Source organism: Arabiibacter massiliensis (assembly GCF_902386925.1).
Lineage (GTDB): Bacteria > Actinomycetota > Coriobacteriia > Coriobacteriales > Eggerthellaceae > Arabiibacter > Arabiibacter massiliensis.
In genome coordinates this window covers 1,543,231-1,558,492 of the sequence record NZ_LR698996.1, presented here as the reverse complement: position 1 = coordinate 1,558,492, position 15,262 = coordinate 1,543,231, and the positions used below count along the sequence as shown (strand labels likewise).

The 15,262-nt window shown below is 69.4% G+C and carries 1 protein-coding gene; it reads left to right on the top strand.

Going from position 1 to position 15,262, the window contains the following annotated elements; all coding sequences use genetic code 11:
* Positions 1-122: 122 nt before the first annotated feature.
* On the top strand, positions 123-15,149 hold the full coding sequence (locus FX134_RS06690) for a choice-of-anchor D domain-containing protein (protein WP_080799444.1): 15,027 nt from the start codon (positions 123-125) through the stop codon (positions 15,147-15,149).
* The last annotated feature ends 113 nt before the right edge of the window (positions 15,150-15,262 follow it).

Genomic DNA, 15,262 nt, shown 5'->3' with positions numbered 1-15,262 from the left:
GGGTCGCAGTCGCATCGAGCCTGCTGAGCGTCAGCACCATGCGCCGCCCTTCGGCTGCCATGGGAGCGTGTCGGCACTGAAAAGCGTAGGCATGTTGGGGCGTTCCGTCGAAGGGGTTTCATATGAGGTCACGTCGTTGGAAGCTGGGGACCGTTCTCCTTTCGTTCGTTCTGGCCGTGTCGATGTCGATTCCGCCGACCGCGCTTGCCGAGATGGCCGCGCCGCCTGCGGAGCCGCAAGGGCAGCAGGACGAAACGTCGGACGGCACGCCGTCCGACCCTGACGGCGGTACGGACGGCCCTTCGATCACCGTCGAGCCGACCGCCCCCGAAGGCGACGCCGAAGGCCCCTCGATCGACATCGCGCCGGCCGATCCCGAGGGCGGCCCCTCCATCACGGTGGGTCCGGCCGACACCGCGAGCGGCGGCGACGCCACCTCCGATGACGCCGCCACCCAGGACGCCGCCGACCCGTCGGCGACCCCCGAGCTCCTCTCCGCGTCGCCCGACACCCAGACGGAAGACGCCGCCCCCGCATCCGAAGAATCGCACGGCCTGTACTTCGGGCCGGAGAACAGGGATGCGACCAACCCCTGGAACCTGTTCACCGATGACAATCTCAGGGTTCCCTACGAGAGGAACAAGGGCGCTTGGCGGGTGGAGGACCATACCCTCTTCCTGAACGGCTTCCACAACGTGGTGACAGAGTCCTGGTGCGGGTTGAGGATCTTCAACTTCGGCCCCGTCGAGATAGTCCTGGAGGCGGGATCCGAGAACAGCATCGACGCGTCACACGGGGGGTTCGACGAAGGCCTGAACGAGCTGGACGGCTCCTTCGGCATCTATTCCGAGGCGCATCTTACCATCGGCGGCGAAGGGTCGCTTTCGGTGAAGTCGGCAAACGTGTCGCACAGGGTCGGCGCATACGACTCGAGCGGCGTGTACGCTCGCAGCGGGCTCACCGTGCAGGGCTCCTCGATCACGGCCGAGGCCGGCGAGCGGGTGACGGGCATCAGCACGGGTCTGCGCGTCGAGAACGGGCTCAGCTTGAAGGACGCCACGATCAAGGCCGAGGGCTTCGAGACGGAGGGCGTCGACCCGGCGCGAAAAGGCTCCTACGGCTTGTACGTGCAGGGTGCGACCACGCTGGAGAAGACGTCCAACGAGTGCGGCATCGACGCGCGCGGCTACGACGCTGGCGTGTTTTTGGCTTCTGAGCCCCAGTTCGCGGGCGGCGACAAGCTTCTCAAGGGCGGCCGCGAGCACAACGACCCCATCACCCGGCCCGTCGTCTTCGATGCCGGGCGCAAAACCTACCGGCTCGATGACGGCGCCACGGCAAAGCACGTGTATCTGGGCGTTACGAACAACAAGCAGGGAACCCTCTACTATGCCGAGAAAAACGGCACGCCCGGCCTCTACGTCGATGCGAGCCTTCAGACCCCCTACACGGAAGGGCGGGGCACCACCTGGGACTTCGACTCGTCGGGAGACCTGAGGCTCAACGGTTTCGAGTACGTCACGGAGGCTGAGGTGGCGATCATGTTCCTGGATCCCGCCTCGATATTCCTGGAAGATCAGACGAGTCGCGTCACCAGCCTTGCGAAGTCCGCCCACCGGACGGCGGGCCTTTATGCCAAGAAGAGCCTGGAGATAACCGGCACCGGATCCTTGGTGGCGACGGGCGGGTCCTTGCTGTCGAGCGGCGAGGCCTCCGGCGAGGGCGATCCCTCGGTGGAAACCGCCGGAATCGCCTGCGACGAGGAGCTGAAGATCTTGAACTCGGTGCATGCCAGCGGGGGCGACGGCGTGCATTCGTACGGCATCCGGGCGAAGTCGCTCGTGCGGCACAGCAACAGCGCCGGAGAGTTGGTGGCCGAAGGGGAGATCGCCGGCCTGCTCGTGAACGAGGTGGACGTGGGGGACCTGTCCGCCTGGGGATGCGTCCTTCGCGACGGCGCCGAGCTCTTGCCGGCAACCTTTTCGCCCGCCGAGTCCCGCTACAAGGTGGACGGCGACAAGAACGCGCGCTATGTGGTGCTGAACAGGAAGGCGCTCGCTTCGACGCCGCTCTACTTCGGCCCGCAGAACGGCAACCCCGCCAACGACTGGTCGCTCTACACCGACGACAGGTTCAGCGTCCCGTACACGGACAACACCGCCACGTGGAGCGTGGCGCCGGGCACGCGCGAGCTTCGTCTTTCGAACTTCTTCTACGCCACGAGCGCCCCGGTGGGCTTGCAGGTGTGGGAAGGGGCGGCCGACGACGTGTCCATCAAGCTGGACGAAGCCACGGACAGCTTTATCACCGCCACGGGCGCGAGCTCCGATGCCTACGGCATCAACGCGCCGCGGCGGAACCTGACCGTCTCCGGCTTCGGCGTGCTTACGGTTTCCGTCGGAAGCGGCAGCGCGCCCGGGGTTGCGTGGGGCGTGAGGGCGAAGGCGCTCAACCTGGCCGACGACGCGACCCTGTACTGCTCGTCCCATAACGGAACGGACTCCTGGGGCGTGCACGTTACCGACGACGGCTCCATCACCGACGGCATGCTCTACGCGGAAGGCGCCACGGGCGCCGTCTGGGCGGGCAGGGCCGCGTTCGCCCCCTACGACCTGCACGCCATGGGGCTTGAGAAGCGCGAGGACGTGGGCGTCAAGGACCCGACCGCGGTCACGTACAACCCCACCTACAACTATTACCAGGTGGGCTCGGGCGTGGGCAAGCCGAAGGCCCAGTACGTGGAACTGGGAACCGATGTCTTCAAGGGAAGCCTCTACTTCGCGCCGAAGGATCGCGCCAACGTGGGCGGCGCTTGGACGCTCTACACCGACGCGGCGTTCACCACCGAGTATCCGGCAAGCGAGCGGTGGGAGGCCGAGGGCAGCAAGCTCACGCTCGTGGGCTTCACCTACCGCTCCGACGACCCGGTGGCGCTGTACGTGTACGACGCGGCTGCGCAGATCGAGCTCATCGACCGCAACACGCTTACGGGCTCGGCCGACGGCCTGTCCGATAGCGCGGCCGTCAAAGCCACGGCCCCGCTCGTCATATCGGGCGCGAGCGGCAGCCTGAGCGCGCGGGCCACGACGGGCTCCAACGAGGGGAAGCCGAGCGTGGGCATAGACGCGGGGCAGCTTGTCATCAAGCAGGCGACCGTGGAGGCCCGTGGCGGCAGCAGGGCCGCCGGCGCGCCCTCCTACGGCGTGAAGGCCTTCTCGGTGGCGCTCGAGCAGGGCGCCTCGCTCGACGCCGCGGGCGGCGCCACAAGCGACTCCCAGTCGTTCGGCGTGCACGCGAGCCTGACGACCGAGGGCACGGGCGGCACCGTGAACGTGAGCGACGCCACCCTGAAGGCCGCAGGCGACACGGGCGCCGTGTACGCCGAGGGCGGCTCGCAGACGGGCGGCCTCAAGGTCAAGGGCTCCGTCGAGCGCGCAAGCGACGAGCTCCAAGACGCGGCCTACGACGCGAACACCAAGTTCTACCAGGTGGGATCCAACGTCGCGCGACAGCTGAGGATCTACGACGAGATGGGGTCCACTACGCTCTACCTCGGTCCCAAAGACGGGAACGAGGCCAACGCGTGGTCGCTCTTCGTGGACGAGGGCTACTCGCAGCCCTACACGGCCCAGTCGGGCCATTGGAGCGTGGAGGGCCGCACGCTCAAGCTGAACGGCTTCACCCAGCGCAGCTCCGCCCCGGCCGTGCTCGAGGTGTTCGCCACCATCCATCCGGTGGGGCTCGAGGTGCAGGGCGACAACGTCCTTTCGGGCTCGGGGCATGCCGATGCTTCGGGCGGCCGGACAGGCATCCACTCGAACGCGGCCCACCTCACCATCTCGGGCACGGGCACGCTCGACGTCTCGGCGGCCACGAGCGGCGGCGCGAACGCCGAGAGCTCCGCTATCGTCGCGAGAGATCTGATCGTCGAGGGCGAGCGGCTCAAGCTGCAAGCCGCCGGCGGCGAGTCGCTCCACGGCACGTCGTACGGCATCCACGCCAAGCGCTTCACCATGAACGACGGCGAGCTCAGGGCAACGGGCGACACGGCGGGCGTGTACTCGGAGCAGGAGCCCGCGGTGGCGACCCTCATCGTCACCGGCAACGTCGACCGCTACAACACGAACAACCTCAAGTCCGCCTCCTACGGGTTCGGAAGCAAGTGCTACGAGGTGGACGGCAAGCGCGCCGGGCTGGTGCGCATCGCGGCCTCCACGGACGGCACGCTCTACTTCGGGCCCCGAGCCGGCGCGTTCGACGCTCCCTGGTCGCTGTACTCCAACGAGGCGATGACCATTCCCTACGTGGGCAACGAAGGCGCGTGGAAGGTGAACGACAAGACGCTCGAGCTCACCAACTTCAACTACGTGGCGAACGCGTCGGTGGCGCTCGTCGTGGCCGAGGACAACTACGCGAAGATCAAGGTCAAGGGCGGCACCAGCACCATCGCGTCCCAGATGGGGCAGGTGACGGGCTCCTCGTTCGGCATCGACGTGCGCGGCTGGCTCGGCATCGAGGGCGACGGCGTGCTCAATGTGCGCGCAAGCAAATCGGCCACGGAGGAGAGCGCGGGCATGCGCGTGCGCAATGCGCTCGTGACGCGAGGCGCCACGCTCAACGCCGTGGCCGGCGCCGGCCAGGAGGCCTCGACAGGCATCATCGTGGGCGGTTCGATACGCATGGAGAGCGGCACGGTGGTGGCGACGGGCGATGCCCTCACGGAGTCGTCCGCCGGCGTGGTGTGCGACGAGTTGGAGATCAGGCCGCCGAGCGCGCTTACCGCAGTGGGTACCGACATCGGGGCCAAAACAAGGAAGAGCCAGGCCAACCCGATGAAGGACGGCTTGGAGGCGACGGGCAGCCCCACCCGCACGGGCGAGGACGCCGCCGCCGCGACATGGGGCGGAACCTACTTCGTCACGACCAACGAAACGCCCTGCCGCTTCGTGAGCGTCGCGCCTCCGGGCAACGGCACGCTCTACTTCGGCCCGCAGGGCAAGAACCCCTCCGCTGAATGGTCGCTCTTCACCGACTACTCCCACCTGGTGAAGTACGTGGGGCAGCAGGGAACGTGGAGGGTGGAGGGCCACACGCTCATCCTCAACGGCTTCAAGTACCAAACCGAGCACACCGAGGCGCTGCGCATCGCGCAGGCGAACGACGCAGCCATCGTGCTGGAGCCCGGATCGGAGAGCAGCGTCAAGAGCACGGCCAGCGGCGAAGGGTCGACCTACGGCATCGTGACCGACGGCGCGCTGTCCGTGTCGGGGCAGGGCGCGCTCACCGCCACGGCCGGCTCGCCCAGCTTCGGGAAGGACTCCAACGGCGTGAAGGCCGCGCTGCTCAAGGTGTCCGACACCACGCTCATCGGCGTGGGAGGCACGGGCGGCGTGTCGGCGTTCGCCGAACCCGACCGCGGATCGCTGCTGGTGAGGGGTACGACCAACCGCGCGGGCACCGGCATGCGGGAAGTGCTGTGGGATAGCGGCCGCTATTACGCGGACGGGCTGATCGCCGAGTACGTGAAGTTCGCCTCGACCGACCCCTACGGCACGCTCTACTTCGGGCCCCAGGGCAACGTGGCGGGCAACGAGTGGTCGCTGTTCATCGACTCCACCATGACGAAGAAGCACGAGGGCGAGGGCCGCACCTGGTACGTGGAGGGCAAGGACCTGCGCCTCATGGACTTCTTCTACCACACCGACGGCCTGGTGGGCCTCGTGGTGAAGAGCGATCCGGCCGCCGCCATCACCGCGGTTTCGGGTACGCACAACACCATCGAATGCGAAGCGTGGATGGACACGAGCGCCAGCACCGTGGTGGCCGTGCGCGCCGAAGGGGCGCTTGCGGTGCGCGGCGAGGGCGAGCTGAACGTGACCGCCCAGGGCGCGCCGACAACGGGGCCGCGCTACGGACTTGAGGCAGCCAGCCTCCAGGTGACGGCCGGCTCGTTCACCGCCGTGGGCGGCACGGCCGGCCTACGCGCGAACGCCGAGCCCACGCATCCGAACACCCTGGTCCGGGGCTCGCAAGACCGCTACGGCTCCAACCTGAAGCCCGTCGCCTGGGCGACCGACCGCTACCTGGTGGACGGCAAGGCGGCGCTCTGCGTCGACTTCGAGAGCAACCCGATCGACGGCACCCTGTACTTCGGCGCCGGCGACAGCGACGCGGAATGGTCGCTGTACCAGGATCAGGCGATGACCCAGGAGTACCCGGGCAAGGACGTCACCTGGCGCGCGGCCGGGCACACGCTCACGCTCATGGGCCTTCAATATGAGACGAAGGCCGCCACGGCGCTGCGCGTGGAGCCTGCGGCCGACGCCGCCCTCTTCCTGGCGCCCGATTCGGTGAGCTCGTTCAAGAGCATGTCGGATGGCGAAGTGGCCACCTACGGCGTCTACGCGGCGGGCGCCCTCTCCATCAACGGCTCCGGCACCCTCCTCGCCGCCGGCGGCGACGCGACCGACGGAGGCGTGTCGGCGGGGCTCTTCATGATGGGCATCCTCACGGTGGGCGGCGGGCAGCTCTCGCTCGAGAGCGGCGCGGGCGGCATCTCCACCGGCTTGTCCGCCCTTCTGGGAGGAACGATCAAGGGCGGCATCGTGGATGCCAAGGGCAACACGGGCGGCGCGCGGAGCTTCAGCGAGCACGGGCTGACCCTCGAGGGCGGCGTGGCGGTCGAAGGCGCGGTGAACCGCGATGACGAGGCGCTCAAGCCCGCCGTGTTCGACGAGCCTTCGAGCTACTACCGGGTGGACGGCCAGAACGCGCGGCATACGCGCTTCGCGGCCCCGCCCAACCCCGCCATCGTGGCCGATCCGAGCCTCATCGACTTCGGCGCGCAGGCGACGGGCACCACGAGCGCCGAGCAGGTGGTCAACGTGACGGCGACCGACCTTCTGGCCGACATGGCCATCGAGGCGCCCGCAGGCTTCACGGTCACGCCCGCGCAAGGGTGGGACCCGCGCTTCGGCGGGCAGCTGCGCGTGACATTCAGCCCCACCGAGACCAGGCCCTACGGGGACCTCGTCTTCATCCGCTCCGAGGGCGCGCCCTCCGAGGCGGTGGCCGTGGAGGGCTACGGGATCGAGTCGGCCATCGAGGTCGACCCCGGCATCCTCTCGTTCGGCTATCAGGCAGTGGCCACCAAGAGCGCCGAGAAGCGCGTGCGGGTGCAGGCGTCCAACCTGGCCGGCGACCTGGAGATCGAGGTGCCCGCGGGCTTCACGGCGGTCCCCGCCGAGGGGTGGAACGCGCGCACGGGTGGTGAAATGCGCGTGACGTTCGATCCCACCGAGGCGAAGACCTACGGCGGCATACTCTGGTTCCGCGCGAAGGGCCTCACCAAAGACGTGAGCGCGCAGGTGGCCGTGAACGGCGAGGGGCGCACCTCCGCGGTGACGGCCTCGACGGGGCACCTGGCGTTCGGCCGCCAGCCGGTGGCCACCAAGAGCGCCGAGCAGCGCGTGCGGATAAGCGCCGTCGGGCTTGAAGGCGACATGGGATTCGACGTGCCGGAGGGCTTCACGGTCACGCCCGCCGAGGATTGGAACGCGCGCACGGGCGGCGAGCTGCGCATCACGTTCGACCCCACCGAGGCGAAGCCGTACGGCGCGGTGCTCATGATCGGGGCCGACGGAACCGACGCGGCGAGCGTGGCGCTCACCGGCGAGGGCCGCGAGGTGGCGGTGGCGGCCGACCCCGGGCTTCTGGCGTTCGGCATGCAGGGCGTGGGCACCGAGAGCGAGACGATGACCATAACGGTCTCGGCCTCGGGCCTGACCTCGAACATGGCCTACGATGCCCCCGAGGGCTTCAAGGTGGTGCCGGGCGATAACTGGGATCCGCGCCGCGGCGGGCAGCTGTACGTGACGTTCGCGCCCACCGAGGCGGCAAGCTACGCGGGCATTCTGTGGATAGGCGCCGACGGGGCCGACGCCGCGCCGGTCGCGCTCACCGGCGAGGGCGTGAAGGTCTCGATCAAGGTCTCGCCCCAGCGCTTGGATTTCGGTGACCAGACGGTGAACACTAAGAGCGTCGAGAAGCGCGTGACGGTGAAGGCCGTCGGCCTCTCGGACGGCATGACCTTCGAGACGCCGGAGGGCTTCGAGATCAAGCCCGCCGACAACTGGAATCCGCTCACGGGCGGCGAGCTGCGCGTGACGTTCAGCCCCACGAGCGAGAAGATGTACGACGGCGTGCTTTCCATCGTCTCCGGCACTGCGAAGGCGACGCCGATCGCACTCGAGGGCACGGGAACCACGCCGACCATCGTCATACTGCCGGTCTTCAACGACTTCGGCACCCAGCCGATCGGCACCGAGAGCGCCGAGCAGCGCATCCACGTGTCCGCGTACAACGCCCAGGCCGATCTCGAGATAGCCGTGCCCGCGGGCTTCAAGGTGATGAAGGCTGCCAACTGGAACGCCCGGACCGGCGGCGACCTGATCGCGAAGTTCGCGCCGACCGAGGCCAAATCCTATTACGAAGAGCTCAAGGTGGGCAGCCAGGGTAGCTGGTCCACCGCGTTTCTGACGGGTCAGGGGCGGCAGTCGATCATCAGGCTGACGCCCGAGAAGGTGGACTTCGGCACCCAGGCCGTCGGTACGAGAAGCGGGGCGCGCATCGTGGAGGTGGCGGCCTCCGATCTGGCCGCCGACATGACCTTCAACGTGCCCGAGGGCTTTACCGTGGAGCCGGCGCCCGGCTGGAACGCGCGCACGGGCGGCAAGCTGCGCGTGACGTTCGAGCCCGCGAAGGCCGCGAACTACCACGGCATCCTGTCGGTGAAGGCCGGCTCGGCGGCTGGCACGGCATCGCTTTCAGGCGAGGGGAAGGTGTCGAGCATCGCCGCTACCCCCGGCAAGCTGGCCTTCGGGCCGCAGCCGGTGGCCACCAAGAGCGCTGAGCAGCTGGTGAGCGTGAAGGCGGTCGCGCTCGGCGAGGACATGACCTGGACGGTGCCGGACGGCTTCACCGTCACGCCCGCCGATAACTGGAATGCCCGCACCGGCGGCGATGTGCGCGTGACGTTCGACCCCACCGAGGCCAAGGCCTATCGCGGCGTCCTGCGCATCGAGGCGGAGGGCCTCGCGGCCACGGTGGCGCTTTCCGGCGAGGGCCGCGCTGCGATGATCGCCGCCACGCCGGACCATGTGGACTTCGGGTCCCAGGCGGTGGCCACTAAGAGCGTCGAGCGGGACGTTGTGGTGACAGCCTCGGGACTGACGGGCGACTTGACCGTCGACGAGCCCGCGGGCTTCACCGTCGTGACCGCCGAGGGGTGGAACGCGCGCACGGGAGGCACCCTGCGCGTGACGTTCGATCCCACCGAGGCCAAGGCCTATGCCGGTCACGTGCGCATCAGCGCCGACGGGGCCGACGAGGCTCTCGTGGCCGTGTCGGGCGAGGGGCGCACCGCCACCATCACGGTCGCGCCCGAGCGCCTCGCGTTCGGCTCGCAGGCCGTGGGCACGAAGAGCTCCGAGAAGCTGGTGCAGGTGGATGCCGTGGGTCTGACCGACGACCTGGAGCTCAGCACCCTGACGGGCTTCACGGCGACTCCTGGTGCCGACTGGAACGCGCGCACGGGCGGCACGCTGCGCGTGACGTTCGACCCGACCGATGAGAAACACTACACCGAGCTCTTGCAGATCGACGCCGACGGCGCGGATGCGGCGACGGTCGTCCTCGACGGCACGGGCACGCGCTCGTCCATCAAGGTGGACCCGCAGACGGTGGCGTTCGGCGCCCAGCAGGTGGGCACGAAGAGCGCCGAGCGCGTGGTGGAGGTGAGGGGCACGAACCTCGCCCAGGACATGTCCTTCACGGCGCCCGACGGCTACACGGTGGTTCCCGACGCGGGCTTCAACGCGAAGACGGGCGGCAAGCTGCATATCACGTTCGATCCGGCCGAGGAGAGGTCTTACGGCGCGGTCATGTGGATCGAGGCCGACGGGGCCGACGCGGAGCCGCTCACGCTCACCGGCGAGGGCGTGGTGCCCGACATCGAGGCGAGCCCGAAGCTTCTGTCCTTCGGCGTGCAACCCCTCGCCACGAAGAGCGCGGAGCAGCTCGTCGAGGTGAAGGCCAACGACCTCGCCGAGGATATGCGCATCATCGAGCCCGACGAAGGCTTCACGGTGACGCCCGCCGAGGGGTGGAGCCCCCGCACGGGCGGCACGCTGCGCGTGACATTCGACCCGACGGAGGAGAAGGACTACGGCCAGACGCTGCGCATCGAGTCCGACGGGGCCGATGGGGCGTCGGTGTCGCTCACGGGCACCGGCCGCGCCGCGGCCATCGCGGCGAGCCGCGGGCTGGTCGCGTTCGGCAAGCAGCCGGTGGGCCATGAGAGCGCCTCCCTGGAGGTCGAGGTGACTGCGAGCGGGCTGACGCAGGATATGCGGTTCGCAGACGTGCCCGCGGGCTTCATGGTCGCGACCGCCGACGGGTGGGACGCGCGCACGGGCGGCACGCTGCGCATCTCGTTCAGTCCCGCCGAGTTCAAACCATACAGCGGGGTCATGCAGATCGAGTCGGACGGCGTCGACGCGGTGCCCATCGTGCTCACCGGCGAGGGGTGCGCGAACATCATCGCCGTCGACCGGGGCCTCCTGTCGTTCGGGTACGTGGAGGCGGGGCAGGAGAGCGCCGCCATGACGGTCAAGGTGAAGGCCGACCTGCCTGCAACGAGCAGCCTCGCCTTCACGGCTCCCGCCGGCTTCAAGGTGGAGAAGGGCGCGGGGTGGGACGACCGTGCGGGCGGCGAGCTTCAGATCAAGTTCGCCCCCGATCAGGCGAGGGTGTACGGCGAGGTCATGTGGATCAGCGCCGACGGGGCCGATTCCGTGCCCGTGACGCTCACCGGCCAGGGGTTCAGGTCGACGGTGACCGCGACCCCCGAGCGCCTCTCCTTCGGCTCGCAGCTGGTGGGCACGAAGAGCGCCGAGCAGCTGGTGAAGATCGAGGCGAGCGATGGGCCGGGAAGCCTGGCCTACACGGTGCCGGACGGCTTCACCGTCACGCCGCATGAGGATTGGGATCCGAATGCGGGCGGGCATCTGCGCGTGACCTTCGATCCCACCCTGGAGAAGGAGTACGCCGACTTCCTGCGGGTGCAGCGAGGCGGCGCGGAGGCGTGCGCGGTCGCGCTCGGGGGAACGGGTTGCGCGGCGAAGATCGACGTCGCGCCGACCCAGCTCGACTTCGGCAAGCAGGCCGTGGGATCGAAGAGCTTCGAGAGGCTCATCGAGGTGCGCGCGACCAACGTCGAGAGCGACATCAGCTACAGCGATCTCATTGGGACCGGCTTCACCGTGCAGCCCGCCGTCGACGATTGGAACGCGCGCACGGGCGGAACCCTGCGCGTGACCTTCGACCCGCTTGCGGAGAAGGCGTATGGAAGCGTACTCGAGATATCCGCCGACGGGGCCGATGCGGTTGCCGTGCCGCTGCGCGGCATGGGCGTGACCCAATCCGTCGAGGTTTCGCCGGGACTCGTGGCTTTCGGGTTCCAGACCATCGGTACGGTGAGCGCCGAGCAGCGGGTGGAGGTGCGGGGTCACAACCTCGGCGAGGACATCACCTATAACGAGCCGGACGGGTACGTCGTCACGCCTGCCGACGGGTGGGACGGCAGGCAGGGTGGCACCCTGAGGGTGGCGTTCAATCCCACCGAGAAGAAGCCCTACGGCGCGGTCATGTGGGTCGATGCCGGCGACGGCGTCGATGCGGCCCCGGTGGTGCTGACCGGCGAGGGCCGGATGGCGAACATCGAGGTCACGCCCGCGCGCCTCGATTTCGCCAAGCAGGCCGTGGCCACCAAGAGCGTCGAGCAGCTGGTGAAGGTGACGGCGTATGCGCTCGAGGACGACCTGGTCGTCGACATGCCCGAGGGCTTCACGGCGACGCCGGCTGCAGGGTGGAGCGCGCGCGAGGGCGGCACGCTGCGCGTGACGTTCGACCCGACCGAGGCGAAGCTCTACGGCGGCGTCATGGAGGTGTCGGCCGACGGGGCCGACGCGAAATCGGTGACGCTGACCGGGCGGGGCGTGGCCGCGTCCATCGGCGCCTCGCCGGGGCTCGTGGCGTTCGGCTTCCAGCCGGTGGGCACCAAGAGCGCCGAGCGGACGGTGCGCGTGGAGGCGCACGGCCTGACCGGGGACATGACCTATTCTGCCCCGCAGGGCTTCACCGTCACGCCCGCCGACAATTGGAACGCGCGTACCGGCGGGACCTTGCGCGTGACCTTCGACCCCACCGAGGCCAAGGCCTACGGGGCGGTCATGTGGATCGAGGCCAACGGAGCCGATAGCGCGCCGGTCACGTTCACCGGCGAGGGCCGCGACTTGTCCATCAAGGCCGTGCCCGGGCATCTGTCGTTCGGCAACCAGGCCGTGGGCACGAAGAGCGCCGAGCAGCGCATCCGGGTGAGCGCTTCGGGGCTCACCGACGATCTGTCGTTCGCGGCCCCCGACGGTTTCACCGTCACGCCTGATGAGGGGTGGAACGCCCGCACGGGCGGCGAGCTGCGCGTGACGTTCGACCCCACCGAGGCCAAATCCTACGGCGCCGTCATGCGCATCGAGGCCAACGGGGCCGACGGGGCCGCAGTGTCGCTTGCGGGCACCGGCCGCGCCTCGGCCATCGAGGCCGCGCCCGATCTGGTGGCGTTCGGCTACCAGCCCCTGGGCACCAAGAGCGCCGAGCAGCTGGTGGAGGTCCGCGCAACCGGGCTCGAGCACGACATGGCCTTCACGGCACCCGCCGGCTTCACCGTGGTTCCCGCCGAGGGGTGGGACCCGCTTGCCGGCGGAACCCTGCGCGTCACGTTCGACCCGACCGAGGCCAGAACCTACGGCGAGGTCATGTGGATAGAGGCCGAAGGGGCCGATGGCGTGCCCGTCACGCTCACGGGCGAAGGGCGCGCGACGGCGATCAAGGCCGCCCCCGACTTCCTGGCGTTCGGCTACCAGCCCGTGGGCACGAAGTCCGTCGAGCAGCGCGTGCGCGTGGCGGCCTCGGGGCTCACCGGCGACATGAGCTTCCAGGCGCCCGAGGGCTTCACCGTCACGCCCGCCGAGGGCTGGGACGTGCGCCAAGGCGGCGAGCTGCGCATCACGTTCGACCCCGCCGAGGCGAAGGTCTACGGCGATCTGCTGCGCATCGAGGCCGACGGGACCGATGCCGTGTACGTGGCGCTCACCGGCGAGGGCCGGGACGCGGCCGTCAAGGCCGTTCCCGGGCAGCTTCTGTTCGATGCCCAGGTGACGGGCACCAAGAGCGCCGAGCAGCGCGTGCAGGTGGCGGCCGCGGGGCTGACGTCCGACATGGCCTTCGACGTGCCGGCGGGCTTCACCGTCGTGCCGGCCGAGGGATGGAACGCCCGCACCGGCGGCGAGCTGCGGGTGACGTTCGACCCGACCGAGGTCAAATCGTATGCCGCACCCTTGTGGATACGCTCGGATGGATCGGACGGGGCGGCCGTCGCGCTCATCGGCGAGGGCATCGCCTCCGAGATCGCCGTTTCCCGCGATCTCGTCGCGTTCGGCTTCCAGCCCGTGGGCACCAAGAGCGCGGAAGAGCGCGTGCGGGTGACGGCCGCAGGGTTGACGAACGATCTCGCCTTCCAAGCGCCCGAGGGATTCACCGTCACGCCCGCCGAGGGTTGGAACCCGCGCACCGGCGGCGAGCTGCGCATCACGTTCGACCCGACCGAGGCGAAGGACTACGGGGCCGTGATGTGGATCGGCGCCGACGGGGCCGATGCCGCGCCGATCGTGCTTGCCGGCGAGGGCAGGGAGTCGGCCGTGAAGGCCACGCCGCCGGCGCTCGCGTTCGGCGACCAGCCGGTGGGCACGAAGTCCGCCGAGCAGCGCGTGCAGGTGGCTGCCTCGGGGCTCACCGGCGACATGAGCTTCCAGGCACCCGAGGGCTTCACCGTCACGCCCGCTGAGGGTTGGGACCCGCGCGCCGGCGGGACCTTGCGCGTCACGTTCGACCCCGCCGAGGCCAAGGAATACGGGGCGGTCCTGTCCATCGAGGCCGAAGGGGCCGACGCCGCGTCGGTCGTGCTCACCGGCGAGGGCCGGGAGCAGGCTATCGCGGTTGATCCGGGACTCGTGGCGTTCGGCTTCCAGCCGGTGGCCACCAAGAGCGCCGAGCAGCGCGTCAAGGTGGCGGCTTCGGGGCTGACGTCGGATATGGCCTTCGTCGAGCCGGACGGCTTCACGGTCGTGCCGGCCGAGGGCTGGGACCCGCGCACGGGCGGCGAGCTTCGCGTCACGTTCGACCCGACCGAGGCCAAGTCCTACGGCGAGGTCATGTGGATCGAGTCCGACGGCGCCGACGCCGCTCCGGTGGCGCTTACCGGTGAGGGCCGCGACATGGCCGTGAAGACGAGCGAGGGCCTGCTGGCGTTCGGCTCGCAGCCGGTGGCCACCAAGAGCGTCGAGAAGCAGGTGCGCGTGGAGGCCTCGGGGCTTCAGAGCGATCTTGCCTTCTCGGCTCCGGCGGGCTTCACCGTGACGCCCGCCGAGGGCTGGGATTCGCGCACGGGCGGGACTTTGCGCGTCACGTTCGACCCGACCGAGCCCAAGAGCTACGGGGCCGTCATGTGGATAGAGTCCGACGGCGCCGACGCCGCTCCGGTGGCGCTCACGGGCGAGGGCCGCGACCTCATGATCGCGGCCACGCCGAAGAGCCTTGCGTTCGGCAAGCAGGAGGTGGGAACCGAAAGCGCCGCGCAGACGGTGGAGGTGGCCGCTTCGGGGCTTGAGGGCGAGATGACGCTTACGGCGCCCGAAGGCTTCACGGTCACGCCCGACCAGGGATGGAGCGCCTACACGGGCGGCAGGCTCAAGGTGACCTTCAACCCGGCCGAGGCCAAAGCCTACGGCGGCGTGCTGTGGATCGAGTCTGAGGGGACCGACGCGGTTGCGGTGGCGCTCACCGGCGAGGGCGTGAAGCCCGCGCCGCCGGTGCCGCCGAAGCCCAAGCCGGTTCCGCCGACGCCCACGCCCAAGCCGCCCACCCCCATCACGGGCGACTCCCTGCCCGTTGCGGGTCTCGCGGCCGTGGCCCTGCTGGCGGCCGTGATCGCAGGCGCCAGCTGGCTCCATCGCAAGCGGAAGGGAAGCTGGTAGGCGACGAAGTGCAAGTTCGCCCTGGGACCGTCCCGCAACCTGCGGGACGGTCCTACTTTTGATACAGGTTGTCATCCTGAGCGAGCGAAGCGGCCCCCTTTGTCATCCTGAGC

Bases quoted from the DNA above. Each gene is read 5' to 3' on its own strand.
- FX134_RS06690 (WP_080799444.1), top strand. From the start codon at position 123: ATGAGGTCACGTCGTTGGAAGCTGGGGACCGTTCTCCTTTCGTTCGTT.